Annotated in this window: 20 protein-coding genes; 9 read left to right on the top strand and 11 right to left on the bottom strand. The window is 73.4% G+C overall.

The window, feature by feature from the left end:
- Positions 1-15 precede the first annotated feature (15 nt).
- A complete protein-coding gene (locus tag ACFRQN_RS33845) occupies positions 16-414 on the bottom strand; it encodes a peptidase inhibitor family I36 protein (RefSeq protein ID WP_380744234.1) in 399 nt (132 codons plus the stop codon).
- 108 nt (positions 415-522) lie between these two features.
- Complete coding sequence (locus ACFRQN_RS33840) at positions 523-1095, bottom strand: CHAP domain-containing protein (protein ID WP_380744232.1); 573 nt, start codon at positions 1093-1095, stop codon at positions 523-525.
- 274 nt (positions 1096-1369) lie between these two features.
- Between ACFRQN_RS33840 and ACFRQN_RS33835 the strand changes: the two genes are divergently transcribed.
- On the top strand, positions 1370-2485 hold the full coding sequence (locus ACFRQN_RS33835; RefSeq protein WP_380744230.1) for a hypothetical protein: 1116 nt from the start codon (positions 1370-1372) through the stop codon (positions 2483-2485).
- Positions 2486-2555: 70 nt separating this feature from the next.
- On the opposite strand, the gene ACFRQN_RS33830 is transcribed toward ACFRQN_RS33835, so the two are convergent.
- The 5 genes from ACFRQN_RS33830 to ACFRQN_RS33810 form a co-directional block, all read right to left on the bottom strand.
- On the bottom strand, positions 2556-3986 hold the full coding sequence (locus tag ACFRQN_RS33830; RefSeq protein ID WP_380744228.1) for a tetratricopeptide repeat protein: 1431 nt from the start codon (positions 3984-3986) through the stop codon (positions 2556-2558).
- Positions 3987-4384: 398 nt separating this feature from the next.
- Complete coding sequence (locus ACFRQN_RS33825) at positions 4385-4888, bottom strand: hypothetical protein (protein WP_380744226.1); 504 nt, start codon at positions 4886-4888, stop codon at positions 4385-4387.
- A complete protein-coding gene (locus ACFRQN_RS33820) occupies positions 4888-5046 on the bottom strand; it encodes a hypothetical protein (RefSeq protein ID WP_380744224.1) in 159 nt (52 codons plus the stop codon). Before ACFRQN_RS33820 ends, ACFRQN_RS33825 begins: the two co-directional genes overlap by 1 nt.
- Positions 5043-5357 carry a type VII secretion target gene (locus ACFRQN_RS33815; RefSeq protein ID WP_074003337.1) on the bottom strand — a complete coding sequence of 105 codons (315 nt, stop codon included), beginning with the start codon at positions 5355-5357 and terminating at the stop codon, positions 5043-5045. The genes ACFRQN_RS33820 and ACFRQN_RS33815 overlap by 4 nt, the downstream gene beginning before the upstream one ends.
- 690 nt (positions 5358-6047) lie before the next feature.
- The gene (locus tag ACFRQN_RS33810; protein ID WP_380744222.1) at positions 6048-6212 is read right to left on the bottom strand and encodes a hypothetical protein; all 165 of its coding nucleotides are present in this window, start codon (positions 6210-6212) and stop codon (positions 6048-6050) included.
- A 157-nt stretch (positions 6213-6369) separates the two neighbouring features.
- Here ACFRQN_RS33810 and tsaD point away from each other — a divergent pair, with 157 nt between their 5' ends.
- Positions 6370-7437, top strand: coding sequence for a tRNA (adenosine(37)-N6)-threonylcarbamoyltransferase complex transferase subunit TsaD (gene tsaD, locus ACFRQN_RS33805; protein ID WP_074003339.1), 1068 nt, complete (start codon positions 6370-6372; stop codon positions 7435-7437).
- A 14-nt stretch (positions 7438-7451) separates the two neighbouring features.
- Here tsaD and ACFRQN_RS33800 read toward each other — a convergent pair whose 3' ends face one another.
- The 3 genes from ACFRQN_RS33800 to ACFRQN_RS33790 form a co-directional block, all read right to left on the bottom strand.
- Positions 7452-8027, bottom strand: coding sequence for a hypothetical protein (locus ACFRQN_RS33800; protein WP_380744220.1), 576 nt, complete (start codon positions 8025-8027; stop codon positions 7452-7454).
- Between the two features lie 5 nt (positions 8028-8032).
- Positions 8033-8260: a hypothetical protein gene (locus ACFRQN_RS33795; RefSeq protein ID WP_380744218.1), complete on the bottom strand. Its 228-nt coding sequence runs from the start codon at positions 8258-8260 to the stop codon at positions 8033-8035.
- Positions 8261-8402: 142 nt separating this feature from the next.
- Positions 8403-9695, bottom strand: a complete 1293-nt coding sequence (locus ACFRQN_RS33790) for an MFS transporter (protein ID WP_380744216.1) — start codon at positions 9693-9695, stop codon at positions 8403-8405.
- Positions 9696-9795: 100 nt separating this feature from the next.
- On the opposite strand from ACFRQN_RS33790, the gene ACFRQN_RS33785 reads away from it, so the two are divergent.
- Entirely contained in the window at positions 9796-10821 is a 1026-nt protein-coding gene (locus ACFRQN_RS33785) for a DUF5937 family protein (protein ID WP_380744214.1), read from the top strand.
- A gap of 101 nt (positions 10822-10922) precedes the next feature.
- Here ACFRQN_RS33785 and ACFRQN_RS33780 read toward each other — a convergent pair whose 3' ends face one another.
- Positions 10923-11222 carry a hypothetical protein gene (locus ACFRQN_RS33780; RefSeq protein ID WP_380744212.1) on the bottom strand — a complete coding sequence of 100 codons (300 nt, stop codon included), beginning with the start codon at positions 11220-11222 and terminating at the stop codon, positions 10923-10925.
- A 241-nt stretch (positions 11223-11463) separates the two neighbouring features.
- Between ACFRQN_RS33780 and ACFRQN_RS33775 the strand changes: the two genes are divergently transcribed.
- From ACFRQN_RS33775 to ACFRQN_RS33750, 6 genes are all read left to right on the top strand, one after another.
- The gene (locus ACFRQN_RS33775) at positions 11464-12426 is read left to right on the top strand and encodes a hypothetical protein (protein WP_380744210.1); all 963 of its coding nucleotides are present in this window, start codon (positions 11464-11466) and stop codon (positions 12424-12426) included.
- A 78-nt stretch (positions 12427-12504) separates the two neighbouring features.
- On the top strand, positions 12505-13242 hold the full coding sequence (locus tag ACFRQN_RS33770) for a class I SAM-dependent methyltransferase (protein ID WP_380744208.1): 738 nt from the start codon (positions 12505-12507) through the stop codon (positions 13240-13242).
- 45 nt (positions 13243-13287) lie between these two features.
- Positions 13288-14493 (top strand): GNAT family N-acetyltransferase, encoded by a 1206-nt coding sequence (locus tag ACFRQN_RS33765; protein ID WP_380744206.1) that lies wholly within the window; start codon positions 13288-13290, stop codon positions 14491-14493.
- Between the two features lie 29 nt (positions 14494-14522).
- Positions 14523-14891 (top strand): hypothetical protein, encoded by a 369-nt coding sequence (locus ACFRQN_RS33760; protein ID WP_074003345.1) that lies wholly within the window; start codon positions 14523-14525, stop codon positions 14889-14891.
- Positions 14888-15409 carry a pyridoxamine 5'-phosphate oxidase family protein gene (locus ACFRQN_RS33755; protein ID WP_380744204.1) on the top strand — a complete coding sequence of 174 codons (522 nt, stop codon included), beginning with the start codon at positions 14888-14890 and terminating at the stop codon, positions 15407-15409. The genes ACFRQN_RS33760 and ACFRQN_RS33755 overlap by 4 nt, the downstream gene beginning before the upstream one ends.
- A 143-nt stretch (positions 15410-15552) precedes the next feature.
- Positions 15553-16098, top strand: coding sequence for an EF-hand domain-containing protein (locus ACFRQN_RS33750; RefSeq protein ID WP_117486299.1), 546 nt, complete (start codon positions 15553-15555; stop codon positions 16096-16098).
- The last annotated feature ends 383 nt before the right edge of the window (positions 16099-16481 follow it).

Below are 16481 nucleotides of genomic sequence, written 5' to 3'. Positions count from 1 at the left end.
GGTGTCCCGGGAGGCCTAGCAGGACCAGCGGTGGGAGCGGAGGTGGACGCCGGTGCCGCCGTTCTGCGAGAAGTTGCCCCTCGCGCCCGCCGCCGTGCACACCACCCGCTGGCCCGTGTAGTTCGCGCCGGGGTAGAACGCCACCGGCCTGCCGGAGCCGCCGTGGTTGTACACCGAGCGGACCTTGGTGGTGGCGGACCAGCTGCAGCGGTCTCCGGACTGCCAGTCCGGGTCGTCGTAGGGCCAGGCGCAGACGCTGCCCGTCCCGTCGGGGCCGCTGTAGACGCAGACCCGCCCCTCCACGCACGACCACGGGTCGAGGGCGGCGTGGGCGGGCTGCGGGACGGCGAGCAGGGCGGCCGCGGCTGCGGCGAGGGAGGCGATGAGGCCGAGGTGCCTACGGGTGCGTTCCATGACGGTCTGTCCTTCCGGTGGGGGTTGTACGGTGTTGCGCCAGGCCGGGCGTGGCCCGGACTTTTGGCGGGGCCCGGACTCCGGGCGGGCTCGGGCTCCGGGCGAGGCTCAGGCCCCGGGCGGGCTGACGTAGCCGGAGACGTGCTGGTGGTTGGTGATCACCGTCGACGGGTCGAGGTGGGTACGGAGGGCGACCTTGTCGCCGAGGTTGCCGTCGACGGTGTCGAGGGTTCCGTTCGCGTGGACGGCGGCGACCACGCCGACGTGGCCGGGAGTGCCGCCGTCCGGCTCCCCGTAGATCACCAGGTCGCCCGGCTTCGGGGTGTACGTGCCCCGCTGGTGGAACAGCCCCTTCTGCTTGCCCCACTTGCCGATGCCACGCGCGGCCAGGTCGTCGACCGTCCCGTCGATCCCGGCCCGGTGCCACGTCCACTCGGCGAACGCCGCGCACCACGGGGTCTTCGCGCAGGAGCCGGAGTCCCGGTGGTAGGCGAAGTACCTGTCGCAGGAGCCGGTCTTCTCCGGCGAGGTGCCCGCGGGGGTGATCTCCCCGCGGGCCACCGAGACGATCCGGTCCCGGACGGTGGCGGCCGCCGAGGCCGGCGCCGTGGCGGCGCCGAGCGGCAGCAGGGTGAGGGCGGTCAGCGTAACGGCGGCGGCGGTGCGCCGGGACAGCTTCATGAGAGCTCCTCCATTGGGGTGAACGGACCCTGACCGCCGCCCGGTCGGTTCGCCTACAGTCGGCGGGCATGCCGGGGCATGCCAGGGCCGAGAGGTGGTGGCGCGGCGGGAGTCGGCGAGTCGGTGCGGTGTCGCGGGATCCATCCTGCGGACCGGCGCCGGACGTCACCAGGTCCTCCGGCCGGGGCGGCGTCCCAGCGCTCTCCCGCTTCCCGTCCCACTGCTCCGACCTGCGGAAACGACGGACGCTGGGACAGCGATGGGACAACACCGCTTGCATGACCAACCGCCGGACGAGACCCCGGGGCACCCGGCAGGGGAAACGGACCGCCCCCGGACCCTGCTCGTCCGCGCGCTGAACGACGGACTCACGGAGTGCGGCCTGTCCCTGGACCGGGTGGTGGCCCGACTGCGGGCCCGGCTCGACGCCTCCACCGTCCGGGGGCTGAGCACCTCGTCGATCAGCCGCTACCTCGACCCCGACCGCACCGAACTGCCCGACCCCGCCGTCCTCGCCGAACTCGCCCGGATCTTCCGCACCGACCCGGCGGAACTGGACCGCTGGCAGCACTGGCACCGGCAGGCGAAGCAGGCGGCGGACCACGAGCTGCGCGACCGCCGCGCGGCGTGCCGCGCCGCCACCACGCCCACGCCCACGCCCACGCCCACGCCCACGCCCACGCCCACGCCCACGCCCACGGCCGTACCGGTTCCGGCGCGCCCCGAGCCCACCGGCGAACCGTCAGTCACCGAGCGGGCGGCGCGTTGGCGCCGGCCGCACCGGTGGGGTGCGGCACTCGGGGTCCTGGCCCTCGCGGCCGTGCTCGGCGCGGCGGTCTGGGCGAGGGGGTCCGAGGACGCGACCGCCGACACCGCATCGGTGGTCGCACCGTCCGGTGGCGCGGCGGGGCGGGAGCCGATGGCGACCCCCGCCGACCTGGCCGAGGGATTCGCCCACGAGGTGGAGGTCGGCGCGCTCGGCGGGGACAGCCGCTGCTCGACCCCGAAGCCCGGGCCGTCCGGCACTCGGCTGCGCGCCTGTGCGATGGTGCAGTCCCGTCAGGTCCTGTTCGCGGTCCGGATCGACAATCCGACCGACACACCGGTCGAGGTGACCACGAAGGTGGCCGGCTCCTGGTCGGGCATCCAGCACTCCTGCGACCCCGGACGCTCCGTCGTGCACACCACCATCGCACCGGGCGCCACCTTCACCAGCGACCCCGAGGAGTGCGTGACCCCCCGCCGCGGCACACCGCTCGCCTACCAGGCGGAGGTCTTCGCCGCCGCCGGAGACGGCCGGCAGTGGACCGGCCACCTGTTCTCACCGCGCGCCAACGTCTACCCGGACCGCGAAACCCTCTGGCGCTGCGTCGGCGACGTCCCGTGCTGAGCCCCTCGCCCGCACCACCGTTCGAGGAGTTCGCTTGAGGCCAGGGGTCCGCTCCCACGGGCGGGGAGCGTCATTGCCAGGGCGCGGTATCCGGGCTGGTCCACGGGTCATCGTGGCACTCCTCGCCGGGATCGGACCAACTCGGCTCCTCGTGTTCCACCCTGCGGGTCCAGAAGCGCCGCTCCTCTTCCCGTTGGGCAGCCACACCGGGGACGGCGGCGATCGCCTCGGCGAAGCGGCCCTGCTGGACCAGCAGTTCGGCCAGGTACGTCGCGGCCCGGGTACCGGGCAGCGGGCGCAGCCGGGCGATGGCCTCCTCGATGCGGCCGTCCCGGGCGAGCAGCCATGCGATGGTCTGCTCGCGGTCGTCGACCTCGTCGGCCGGCAGGGCCTCGACCTCCGCGATGGCCTCCCCGGCACGGCCCGCCTCTCCCATCAGCCACCACCGGTTGGAGCGGAGCCAGAAGGCGTCGTTCTCGGCGAGGAATTCGGGACTGCGTCCCTCGGTGAGTTCGAGGGCCTGGTCGTGCCGGCCCTGTTCGGCGAGGAGGACCATGGTCGCCTGGAGGAGGTTGCCGTCGTAGAGGTCGTCGAAGGTGTGCTCCACCGCCTTGACGGCGTCATCGAACCTGCCCTGCCGGATCAGCAGTTCCATCAGCGGGTTCTCGTACCAGCCCGGATGCCGGGCGGCGATGAGGCCGCGCAGGTACACCTCCGCTTCCGCGGCCCGGCCCAGGTTCTCCAGGGCCGTCACGTACGGCCTCGCGGCGACGTACCGCTCGCGGCCGGTGGCGAGTTCGCGCAGTTCGTCGATCCGGCCGTGCCCCGCGAGCAACTCCGCGTAGTCGTCCACGGTTGACCCGCCCCGCTTCGCGGCGGCATCCGCTGCCCGCAGCCCGATCGCCTCGTCGACACGGCCCGACCGTTCCAGGACGCGGGCCTGCGCGGACAGCGCGTCCCCCGGGTCGCGGACCCCGGGCTGTTCCGGGTCGCGGCGGAACGCCTCGGCGATCGGGCCCAGCAGTTCCAGCACCCGCTCGTCGCGCCCCCGCCCTTCGGTCACCGTGATCAGGGTCCACAGCGTTCGCCCGTCACGCGGCCGCCGGGCGAGCACGTCGATCGCCTCGTCCACCAGCCCGGCCTCGACCAGCACCTCGGCGTAGTCCCGCCACGCGTCGTACGCGGCCCTCTCCCCGGCCCCGGGGCGCGCCAGTTCGAGTGCCTGCGAGGTACGGCCCCACCGCAGCAGGACGTCGGCGCCCGGCCGTACCGCCGGCTGCCAACCGGTGGCCACGAACGGCTCCACCACCGCCCACGCCCGCTCGAACTCCCCGCACGCGCACAACCCCCGCACCGCACCCACGGCACAGAACCAGTCCTCGCGCTCCCGCGTCGCCTCCACCAGCGCCTCCAGACCACCACGGTCGAGGACCTCGTCCACGATCCGCATCAGGACACCGCTGAGCCTGCCGAACTGCCAATCAAGATCATCAACATCCACGGGGGCAGCCTAGGACCCGCGACCGACACCACCCGCCCCCGTTGTTCGGCCTCCACGACCGTCCGGACGCCTGCGAGCAGGCCGACATGGTCGTCGCCCGACCGTCAACGGCTCCGACGGACGTGGGCGCCGAAACCCGTGCTGGGTAGTGTTCGAATGCAAAGGATCAAGCGATTCCGCCGGGCCGTACCACGGCCGACGGACAAGAAGAGGCGACGTGATCGCGGGTACCGGCCGTGATGCTCTCCGGCCCGGCGGGCACGCCGAACCGCTCGCCGACGGCTGCCAGGATCACCCGTCGCAGCGGCGAGGGCGCACCGCATCAGCTCCCGCCTCCCCGGTTCGGGGAGACGGGTGCTGGGCGGGGCGGCCGGGGCCGTCGAGGTTCCGTGTGATGGTCAGCGGACGGTGACCTGGATGCTCTTGGAGATGTCGCACCGGTCCCCCTTGTACGTCGGTACGCCGGCATCGCAACTCCCCTCCCCGAACAACCAGGTCAGTGTGGTGGTTCCGGGCGCCAAGGCGCTGAAGGTCAGGTCGAACTCGGAGCCGCAGCCCGCCATCGGCGGGTCCGTGGGGCAGGGGCTGATGACGAAGTCCTTGCCGGGCCGCAGCACGCTGCCGTCGCCCGCCGAGTAGAGGTACCACTTCTTCTGCAGGGCGCCCCCGGTCGTTCTGACGCCGAGCCGCTGTCCGACCGTCAGGGTCACCGTGCTGGTCGGATACGGAGAGGTGGCGTTCGACGCCTTCTCGGGGAGGGGCACCTCCACCTCCGGTCGGGGGGTGGAGGCGACCGTGGTGCCGGCCGGGCCGGAGTCGGACCACCAGCCGGCGAGGTGGGAGACGAGCAGCAGGGCGCCGACCAGGAGCGCCGCCACGCTGGTGATGACGGTTCGGCGCATCAGCTGCCCTCTTCCCGGACCCGGCGCCGCATGGTGATCAGCCCGGCCACGGCCAGGGCCTCGCCGATCGCGCCGAGCAGCGCGGCGCCGATGAAGAAGCCGGAACCGGGGTGCGTGATGGACTGCTGTGCCTTCTGCAGGTCCGCGACCTTGCTCATCGGGTCTGCGCCGGGGTCAGCGATGCGGCGGCCGTCGTTTCCGCGGCGCGGTAGTTGGCGCTGGTGGCCGACATCTTCTGGACCAGTTGCCCCACGGCGCGCTGGGTGACGTGCAGTTCCTGGCTCCAGTTGGTGTCGAAGCCCGCCCACGCCCGGTCCACACCGAACTCACCGAAGTCGGCGGACTGGTAGGGCTTCTGCGCGGTGTAGGCCTGGTTGGCCGAGGCCAGGTCGGTTGCGACGTTGTTGAGTCCCGTGGTCACGTGGTCCAGCGCGTCGGGTTGGACGGTGTACCCCACCGAGTCGGACATCGGCTGCTCTCCCCCAAGAAGCTCCATGGCCCGCCGTAATCGAACGAGCACGGTCGACGAGCATAGACGCTGCGGGAGAAGCGTCGGTTTCGGGGGCAGTCCAGCCGACCGAGCTTGGCGCTCGTCATGTCGGCGGAGGATGGTTGTTCCTGCAAGGGTCGTACGCGACGTCGCCCTGAGTCGCAAGCTCGGCGCGGATGTGCACCTGCTCGCAGCAGTCGACACGGTGCCGGACGCGACCCGGGCAACAGCGGAACGTCTCTGCGAGCAGGCTGGTCCGGAGCTGCACGTCTACGACCGCAGCCGGCTCCGGCCGGCTCCTCTCCCCAAGTTGGCACCGGCAACTGCCGCCGACGGTCCGCGGTGGGCCCTCTCCGCCGCCCAAGAGCTGCGGGCCTTCATCACCACCGGCAAGCCGATAACCTCGGGCCAGGCTGCGAAGATGCTGAAGACGGCTTCGGGGGCACCAGCCCGGTCGGTGGTCAGATCGCAGCGCTCACCGAGGCGGTCAACCACCATGGGGCCGCACTGACTCAGCCGCTCGAACACCTGCGACGCGAGGCCCGGTTGCTGCTGGACCCACTCAACACGCAGCAGTAGAACCGGGGCAGTGCGCGGGGCCGAAGGACTGCCCGGCCCCGCGTCGTGCGCAGCGCCATCAGGATGGTGCATCCGATGGAGTGCCGCTCATTACGCCGGGTAGGTCCCGCCGATCAGGCCGTCGCCGCCGCTGCCGTTCGCCGCCGCAACCGTCCTCCTTCCGGCGGCCGCCACCGCGGCCGTCACCGACGATCCGGTGCCGGCACCCGTCTCCGCACCGAACCCGGACTTCACCGTCCACTGCTTCATCGGCATCGGCATCGTGCAGCAGACCGAGAGCTGGCTGTTCCGGCCCGCCCCCAGCACCGCGGGCCGCACCGTCCGGGAAGCCGGACCCCGCCGGACCCCCTTCCCGTGCCTTATTGCACAATAATTGCAGTTGCATATCGAGGAGCAATAAGGAGTGGGTGCGATGCCGACCTCGCCAGTGGTGCTGGGGATCGAGTCCTCGTGCGACGAGACCGGTGCCGGTCTCGTCCGGGACGGGGTCCTGCTCGGGCAGGCGGTCGCGTCGAGCATGGACGAGCACGCCCGGTACGGCGGGGTCGTGCCGGAGATCGCCGCCCGCGCCCACGTCCACGCGATGGCGCCCGTGGTCCGCGAGGCCCTCGACCGGGCCGGGCTCACCCTCGCCGACGTCGGCGCCGTCGCGGTCACCGCCGGGCCGGGCCTCTCCGGTCCGCTCCAGGTCGGGGTCGCGGCGGCCAAGAGCTACGCCTTCTCGCTCGGCGTGCCCCTCTACGGCGTCCACCACCTCGCCGGGCACGTCGCGGCGGCCGCCCTGGAGGGCGAGCCGCTGCCGAACCCGTGCGTCGTCCTGATCGTCTCCGGCGGGCACACCTCCCTGCTGCTGGTGCGCGACCTCGCCCGCGACCCGATCGTCCACCTCGGCGACACCCTGGACGACGCCGCCGGCGAGTGCTTCGACAAGGTCGCCCGGATCCTCGGCCTGCCCTACCCCGGCGGGCCCGCCATCGACCGCGCCGCCCGCGAGGGCGACCCGAACGCGGTGCGCCTGCCCCGCCCGCTCAGCGGGCCCAACGATCCCCCGTACGCCTTCTCCTTCTCCGGCCTCAAGACCGCCGCCGCCCGCTGGGTCGAGGCCCAACGGGCCGCCGGCGGCGAGCCGCACGTCCCGGACGCGGCCGCGGCTCTCCAGGAGGCCATCGCGGACACCCTCACCCGCAAGGCCGTCCGGGCCTGCACCGACCACGGGATCGGCACCCTCGTCGTGGTCGGCGGCGTCGCCGCCAACTCCCGCATCCGCGCGCTGACCGAACAGCGCTGCGCCGCCGCCGGGATCACCCTGCGGGTGCCGCCGCTGCGGCTGTGCACCGACAACGGCGCGATGATCGCGGCCATCGGCGACCTCCTGGTCCGCTCGGGCGCGGCCCCGTCCCCGATGAACCTCTCGATCGACCCCTCCGCGCCCCTGGAGTACGCGGCACTCTCCCCCCTCGCGGCGGTCCGGGCCGCGTGACGACCCGCGACGCTTCAGGGGTCCGGGCCGCGTGAGGACCCGCAGGGCCCGGCGGCCCCGCCGCACACCCCTCGGCGCCTCCTGGCCACCCGGTTCCCGGCCCGTCCGGCGACGGCGACGTGGGGAGCGACGCTCCGGATCACTGTCCGCACCCCGAGCCGCCCGGGCGAGACGCGAGCAGCGGAGGCCCGCACCGTCAGCGGGAGCGCCGCCGTGGGGAGCGCCCTCAACCGGCCTACGGCACGGTGCTGCTCGCCCACCTGAAGACCGCAGCGGTATTCCAGTCCGTCGGCCCCGACGACGGCCGAGCCCTCCGCGAGGGCCCCGCACACGGACGTCTTCGGGTGCGGGAATCCGCCCACGATGTCCTGGGTGTCCCGGGCCTGCGGCGGAAGCATGCTCCTGGCCGTCTCCTCCAGCGCGGAGTCCGGGGCGACCAGCCGGCGGTTCCCGCTCAGCAGCGCCGTGGCCTCCTCGGCCTGCGGTCCGTCGAACTTCATGACGCTGCCGGTACTGGTGTTGAAGAGGGCGTAGCCCTCGGTCAACGGCACTCGCAGGGTGTACCGGGAGGTGGCGAGAGGGGCGGTCATGCCGTCTACTCGGTTTCCAGGATGGCCACGCAGGTCGAGCGGCTGCCGCACAGCCGCGCGGGGCTGAGGGTGCTCCCGCTGGAGGTCTCCTCCACGATGTCGCTGAGCTGCGAGTCGACGATCGTGGCCGTGACGGTCTCGTACGTCTGCCCCGGGGGCACGTGGACCTGTGGGTCGGTGTCCTCCGAGGCGATGAGGCGGACCTTGGCGCGTGGTGCACGGTCCTTCGGCATGCTGCTCCCCTTCCTGGGCGCGGGCCGGTCACCGTCGCCGGCCGTCTGTGGACGGAGGCGGTTCCCGCTCCGGTGCCGGCCTACCCGCCCGCGCCCGCTGCCGGAGTGATGACGGCGCGGGAGCGATCGCCCGGCTGCCGGTTCATCGCGGAGCGCCGGTGCCCGGCAGTTCGCGCCGGGTGCGCAGCGGCGAGAAGAAGATCGGTATCCAGACCGTGGCGAGCCCGGCGGCCCCGGCCCACAACGCGGTTCGGACGGAGGCGAGTTCGCCCAGCAGGCCGGCCAGGGCCGCGCCGATCGCGAGTGAGCCCGTCAACAGGACGCGCATGGTGGCGTTCATCCGGCCGAGCAGGTGGTCGGGGGTGACGCTCTGCCGGAAGCTGACCTGGATCACGTTGTCGACGCCGATCTTGTACGTGGTGATCAGCCAGGCTCCGGTGGCGAGCCAGAGGGCCGGTCCTCGGTCGGCCAGGGCCAGCAGGGCGCCGAACGGTGCGACGGCCAAGCCCACCGACCACAGCAGCCGCCCGGCGCCGAACCGGCGGGCCGACCAGCGGGCCGACATCGAACCGATGAGCACGCCGAGACCGCCGACGGCGAAGAACAGGCCGATGACACTGCCGGAGAGGCCGAGCTCCCGGGCGAACAACACCGGCACCATGGTCTGGCACAGCTGGACGGACAGGTTCGTCAGTGCTCCGGCGAGCGCGACGGCCCGCAGGATCGGGTCGCCGAGCACGAAGCGCAGTCCCTCGCGTATCTCGCGGCCGAGCCCCGCGTCGGGCCGCTGCCGCGGACGCGGCTCCGGCCGGCGGATGCGCAGCAGGAGGAGCGCCGACCACAGGTAGCCGACGGCGTCGACCACGATCGCCGCCGGGGCGGAGAGCAGGGCCGTGAGGAATCCGCCCGCGCTGCGCCCGCCGATCTGGGCGAGGGCGTCCACCGTCACCAGGTGGGCGTTGGCCTGGGTGAGCCGGTGGCGCCCGACCAGGTCGGGCAGTTGGGTCAGCGTGGCCACGTCGAAGAAGACCGTGGCCACGCCCGTCAACAGGACCACCAGGTAGAGCTGTTGGATCGTCAGGCAGTCGAGCGCCCAGGCGGCCGGCACCGACCCGAGGAGGGCGGCCCGGACCAGGTCGGCGGCGATCATCGCCGGCCGCTTGCGGATCCGGTCCACCCAGGCCCCGGCCGGCAGGCCGATCAGCAGGAAGGCGAGGGTGCTCAGCGTCGCCAGCAGGCCGACCTGTCCGGGCGAGCTGTGCAGGGCCAGGACGGCGGTCAGCGGTATCGCGAGGGCACTCACCGCGGTGCCGAGCTTGCTCACCGCGGCGGCGCCGACGAGCAGGCGAAAGCCCGGGTCCCGCAGGACCGAAGCAGACGGATCGGGGGTGGTAGCGGCCGTGTCCGGCCGCTGGGGAAGATCGGTGCTGGTCATGAGCCGAGGTTCCCGCCGCACCGGCCGGCGGGCGAGGAATTTAGGCTGTACTGAATCCCGGGCCGCCGGCCGCTGGGTCCTCCGCCGTCGAGGGGGCATCGTGCTGGATCTGGCGTTCTCCGTCCGCGACTTGGCCCGCACCAGGTTCACCCTGTCGCCGCTGTGGGAAGTGGTGGCCAGCGTCAGAGTGCTGAAGCATCCGGCCGAGCACCCGCTGCACCGCCCGTGGAGCGTCGAGGCCGGACGCCGGCTGGCCGCCTCGGGGCTGGACTGGCGTCTGCTCGCCGATCTGGTCCCGGATCCGCCCGGGTCGATCCCGATCTTCCTCGCGCCGCCGCCGGCGGGCCCGGCCGCCGATCTGGACAGCGAGTTGGCCGTCCTGCGTGCCACGCCCGCCGAGCAGGTCCGGTCGGGCCTCGGCGCTCCGCGCGCGCCGCGTTCCGAGCGCGTCGACCGGCTGCGCGGCGATCCGCGCCGCGGCCTCGCCGAACTCGCCGACCTCATCGCGTCGTACTGGGAGATCGCGCTCGCGCCGCACTGGCCCCGCATGCGCTCGCTGCTGGAGGGGGACGTGCTGCACCGTGCCAGGCTGTTCGCCGAGCACGGGGCGGACCGACTGCTGGGCGACCTGGGGTCCGTCGTGACCTGGGACGACGGCACCCTGCGCGTCGGGCACCACTACGTCCACGGCAGCCGGCGGCTCGGCGGGCGCGGCCTCCTCCTCGTGCCGTCGGTGTTCGTCTGGCCCCGGGTCTTCTCCGTCGTCAGCCCGAACTGGCAGCCCACCCTGCGCTATCCGCCGCGCGGGGTGGCCGCGCTCTGGGAACGGCAGGTCACCGTCCCGCAGGCCCTGGCAGCGGTCGTCGGCCGCTCCAGGGCCCGGCTGCTGGCCGACCTCGACACGCCCGCCTCGACGACCGAGCTGGCCCGCCGCACCGGGATCACGCCCGGCGGGGTCTCCCAGCACCTGACCGCCCTGCGCGCCGCCGGCCTGGTCGACGCCCACCGCAGCGGCCGGTACGTCCTGTACGTGCGCACCGAGGCGGCGGAGGTCCTGCTCGCCGCGGCGGACGGACGGCGTGACGGTGCGCAAGCGCCGCCTTCGCCCCGGAGTCCTCCTCGTTGAGGACTGGCAGGAGCGTCCGGTTCGCGGGACGACCCACCAGGGTCTCGGCCGTCACGACGAGGACGCCTTCACCGGCCTCCGCCTGCCGGGCCCGGGCCGTCTCACGATCCGTCCCATATCCCCAGGCGCTTGAGCCGACGCTGCCGGAGCCGCTCCGAGGCCGCGGTGAGGCCGAGGATCAGCCACGTGGCCAGCCCGCCGATCACGACGAACAGGGGACTGTCGGTCTCATCACCCGACACCAGCCACAGGAAGAGCGTGAGGGGCGCGGCCACCCACAGGCCGGCCTGGACCGGGTGCCGGCCCGCCCACTTCTGGAACCTGGTCGGACGCCGTTGCCCGCCCAGGACCTTGTCGAGAGCCCACAACCCATCAGCCAGAGACCGCCGCCATGTCGCCATGGCAGAAGGATAGGGCCGCTGCGCGGCGGCCCCACCGCCACTCCCGTCACACTCCGCAGGCTCATCCGACGCCCCCCGAGGCCGGGTGACCGGCCTGGTCCGAGCGCGAACCGAGAACGGCCGTCGGCCGGACGGGTGGCGGGCAGGGGGTGGACGAAGCACGGGAGCAGGGCAGTAGGGTGCGGCGCTGACGGGTTGACGGAGTGTCGGCAGTGACACGGAGAGGCGTGAGGAACTCGGCGTGACGTACGGAGATCAGGGCTCGTTCCCACGGAGCCCCTACCCGCGGGATCCCCGCCAGTGGCCGCGACCGGCCGGAGTCCCGCTGTGGCAGCGGTTCCGGGGCGAGGAGTGGCCCACCCTGCGGGAGTTGCTGGCGCCCGCGCGGCGGGTGGCCAGGTGGTGGGCCCTGGTGCCGCTGCTGTTCTGCCTGTGGCCGTTCCTGGTCTTCCTGGCGCTCTATCCGATGGCCAGGTCGGCACGGCGGCTGGCGCGACGGGTGTTCATCGTGCCCGGGCCCCGGGGGATCACCGACGAGGTGGTGCTGCGGGTGCAGCGGATACGGGGGTGGCTGGCGCTCGGGGCGGCGCTCGTGGTGCTGCTCGTGTACGGGACGGCGGACGACTGGGACCAGCTCGACGACCAGTTCGAGACCCGGCTGACGGTCACCCCGTTGCTGGTGCTGGTGACCGCGCCCGTGGTGGTCGGGGTGCTGTTCCGGCTCGCCGGGCCGGCCGCGCGCCCGGCCATGCGGGCCCAGGTGCGGCCGGCGGTCCTGATGGCTTCGCAGTACCTGGGCGCGTGCGCGGCGGTGCCGGTGCTGCTGTGGCTCGCCGGTCAGGCGCAGGGGTCGGTCCAGGGGCTGTTCCTCGGGCCGCTGTTCAACCTGCTGGTCCTGGCGTTGCCGATCTGGGTGCTGATGTTCGTGGCCTTCGCCTCGCCGACGGTGGTTCGCACGGCCTTCACCATGGACCGGGTGCACCCGGTGTTCCCGCCCGTCCTGACCGGCGTCCTGGTCTGGGAACTCGCCCTGATCGGGCTGGTGTTCGGCGGCCTGCCGCCCGGCCCGCCGGCCGTCCGGCTGGCCGCCGTGGTCGGCGGGCCCGCGACGGTGACCGCGGTGGCGTGGTGGGAGGTGCACCGGCTCCGGACCCGCTTCGGGGTCTCCCTGCGCGGGCGGGCGACGGCCGGGAGCGGGCGGTAGCCCGGCCGGCGGCGGTCTCGGGACCCGCGGCGGTAGCGGGCCGGGCACGCCCCGGAGATCGGGCGGACAATCGAAGGCATGGGCGGAGCGGACCGGTTCGACACCCTCGGTGACATGTACGAGGAGATGTTCCTCCTGCCCTGGCGCCGACACCTGGAGTCGTTCAGCGTGTTCGCCGCACTGGGCACGGTCACCGGCCGCAGCGTCCTGGACATCGGGTGCGGTACGGGCCTGTACAGCCGGGAGCTCAAGCGACGCGGCGCGGCGCGGGTGGTCGGGTACGACGTCTCCGGCGGCATGCTCGACGTCGCGCGGCGGGCCGAACGCGACGAGCCGCTGGGCATCGAGTACACCGAGCGCCGCGACCTCGTCGAGGACGGCGCCTTCGACGCGTGCCTGGCCGTGTACGTCCTGCCGTACGCGGAGGACTACGGAGCACTGCTCTCCCTGTGCGCCCTGGCATCACGGACCCTGCGCCCGGGCGGCCGGTTCGTCACCCTGCCGGTGAACCCGGACTTCCACGGCGAGCGCGCCTACTACGAGCGCTACGGCCTGCGCCTGGTGGAGACCGAGTCGCGCCACGACGCCTCGCGGGTGACGCTGGAACTGTGCTTCGGCCGCTACGACGAACGGATCACCGCACGGTACTGGAGCCGGACCACCCTGGAACGGGCCCTGCGCGAGACGGGCTTCGCCTCGATCTCCTGGCCCGCCTTCCGGGTCTCAGGGGAAGGAACCGCCCGCCACGGCGAGGACTTCTGGCGGCCGTACCTCGCCTGCCCCCACGCGGCGATCATCAGCTGCACCAGAACCTGATCCCGGAGAACCCGACCCCCGGAGCCCGATCCCAGAGACACCACCATGGCGACCACACCACGGGACCACCGCCGCACCGGCCCGATCGAGGCAGGATTCCCCCCGTCCCCCGCGGCGGTCGACCCCGCGCGGTGGGACCGGCTGATCGGCCCGGACAACTTCTACAACAGCAGCGCCTGGGTGCGCGCGCTCGAACTCGCCCACGGCGACACCGGCGCGCTCACCGCCGCCTCCGGCGGCCGGTTGCTGGGCGCCCTGTCCGTCTGGCCCGGCGAGAACGACGAACCCGGGCTGTTCCACCTGCCCACGCTGTTCCCGGACCTGGCGGCCGCCCGGTCCGCGCGATGGCTGTGGCTGGGAGCCCGGCGCTCGACCTACAACGAACTGGTCCGCACCCGCGGCGAGGACCGCGACCGCGCCCTGGAAGCCCTGCTGGAAGGGGCGCTGCGGCTGGCCCGCGACCGCGGCCTCGACGGCGTGGTCCTGCCCTACCTGGCCGCCGGCGACGCCCGGGAGCTCACCCGGATCCACCCCCGGACCGTCGCCCTGCTGCACGACGCGGACGCCAACGTCGCCGTCCCGGCCGGCGGCTACGCCGAGCAGTCGGCACGGATGAGCCAGCCCGACCGCACCCACCGCCGGGCCGAACGCCGCACCTGCGAGCGCGGCGGCACGACCGTGGAATGGCGGCCCCTGGCCCACGGGGACGTCGCCCGGCAGGCCGCGGCCCTGGTGACGCAGACCCGTGCCCGGCACGGTGGAACCAGCGACCCCGCCTGGATGCTCCGCTCCTTCGCCGCCCAGGCCACGACGGGCGTGCTGGACCGGGCCGTCGGCTGCTTCGCCGTCCGCGACGGCCGCCCCGTCGCCGTGAACGTCTGCTACACCCACCACGACCGGCTCTACGGCCGCTACTTCGGCTTCGACTACCGCGCCGCCCAGCCCCGGAGCGAGTACTTCGTGCTCTGCTACCAGGCCCCCGTCGACTACGCGGCCGCCGGCGGCTTCCACCGCTACCGCCTGGCCGTCTCCGCCTGGCAGATCAAGATCCGGCAGGGCGCCGTGCTCTCCCCGCTCGCCGCCGTCGTCCTGCCCCTGCACGGGCGGTTCTGCGACCCGCGGACGGCGGCCCGGCACAACGCCCACACCGCCCGGCTCTGGACCGGCCGGTGCGCCGCCCGCCCCTGGGCCCTGGCACCCGAGTGGAACGGCTGGGCCCAGGACGGCCCCGACGCTCCCGCCTCCGGCTGACCGCCGCCGACATCGGAAGGAGACCCGCCGTGCTGCACCTGGTCTACCTGATCCAGCCCACGCCGGACGCGGAGACGGACCCGCACGCCTTCTGGGAGTGGGTCCGCGCCCGCGAGTCCTGGTACTACGACGGACTCGACACCGTCCTGCGCACCCGGTGGGCGGTACGCACCGTCGGCGCCCACGTCCACACCATCGAACACACCGTCAGCTTCGCCGACGAAGCCGGCTGGGGCCGCTACCGCCGCCAGGTCGCCGACCGCGGCCGCGACCCGGACTGGGAACACCGCCGCACCGAACAGACCCGCTGGTGGACCCTGCTGGACGCCACCCTGCTCAGCGACCCCCCGGTCCCCCTCGGCTTCGACCGCACCCCCGCACCGGGACGCACCCCGTGACCGGCACCGACGAACTCCTGCGCCGCAGCGGGCACCTGCTCACCCACGCCCGGTTCATGACCCTGGCCACCACCGACGGCACCGAACCGTGGGCCTCCACCGTCAACTTCGTGCCGCTGCGCGCTCCCGGCGCCCCCTTGCGACTGCTCTACTACTCGCTGCGCACCGCCCTGCACTCCCGCAACATCGGCTACCACCCCCGCGTCGCAGGCTCGCTCTACCTGACCGGCCTGCCCGGACTCGGCCTGGACGGGGCCCAGTTCACCGGCACCTGCCGCGCCACCGACGATCAGGACATGGCGGAACACCACCGGCTCTACTACGAGTTGAACTTCCCCGACCCCGCCGTGCGGAGCGAATGGCTCCTGCCCGCATCCGACTTCCGGGGTTCGGGCCCCCGCCGCTTCTACACTGTCGAGGTCGACCGCTGGTGGCTGTTGGACATCGACCGCTGGCTCGTCGACAAACACGACCAGCGCGTCGAGGTCCCCCTCCACGCCCTCACCGGGCCGGGCTGAGCCACCTGGCGCACCGCCGCCCTCCCGCCGTCACCCGCGACGGTGGCTTCCCCGCGTTGCGGGGGCGTCCCCCGGAGCGCCCCTTCTACCGTTCGCCGCATGCCGCCACACGCCGCCCGCGCGGCCAGGGAATCGAGGACCACATGACGTCGGCCGTGAAGAGCAAGAAGTTCAACACCCTGTTCGACTGGTTCGACCTGAACGGGGACGGACAGCTGTCCCAGGAGGACCTGCGCGGCACCGCCGACGTGTTCGCCCGGACCGCGACCAGGGACGACCAGGCCACCATCCGGGCCCTGCACGACGCCTTCGCGCGCTGGTGGGACCTCCTGCTGGAGCACGGGGACACCGACGGCGACGGACAGGTCTCGCGCCAGGAGTTCCTCACCGTCATGAAGGCCGACGTGACCACGCCCGCGCACTTCGAGGGCACGGTGCTGGCGATCGCCGACGCCCTGCTGAACGCCTACGACACCAACGGCGACGGCGTCCTCAGCAAGGAGGAGTACGTCCACATGTACGAGCAGCTGGGCGTGCCGCGCGTGCACTCCGAGCAGGCGTTCCCACGGCTGGACCGGGACGGGAACGGGGTGATCAGCCTCGACGAGTTCCGCGAGGCGATCATCGAGTTCTACCTCAGCGACGACCCCGCCGCGCCGGGCAACTTCCTCCTCGGACCGATCGGCTGACGGCTGACGGCCGGATCGGCTGGATCGGCTGGATCGGCTGGATCGGCTGGATCGGTTTCACCGGATCCGGTCCCGCGCCGCTACTCGTGGCACAGGGTCTCCGGGCGCATCAGCCGCAGGAGCTGCGGCAGGCCGCCGACGGCCACCGGCCCCGACGGCACCCCGGCGACCCCCGCCCCGTCCACCGCGACCGTCCACGTCGAACCGGCACCACCCGCACCCCCCGCACGGACAGCTGCCCCGGACCGGCGGTGGCCCTGTCCGTCGGCGGCACGGCCCTGGTGCTGCTCGCCGGATACGGCCGGCGCCGCCGCAGTGCGTAGCCGCCCACCGAAGCCCGACCCTCCGTAACGGGGCGGGGAGCCTGCCGCACAGCAGGCTCC

Source organism: Kitasatospora sp. NPDC056800 (assembly GCF_042789775.1).
In the GTDB taxonomy this organism is placed as follows: Bacteria; Actinomycetota; Actinomycetes; order Streptomycetales; family Streptomycetaceae; genus Kitasatospora.
The sequence above is the reverse complement of the archived record's forward strand: the minus strand, read 5'-3'. Positions and strand labels throughout refer to the sequence as shown.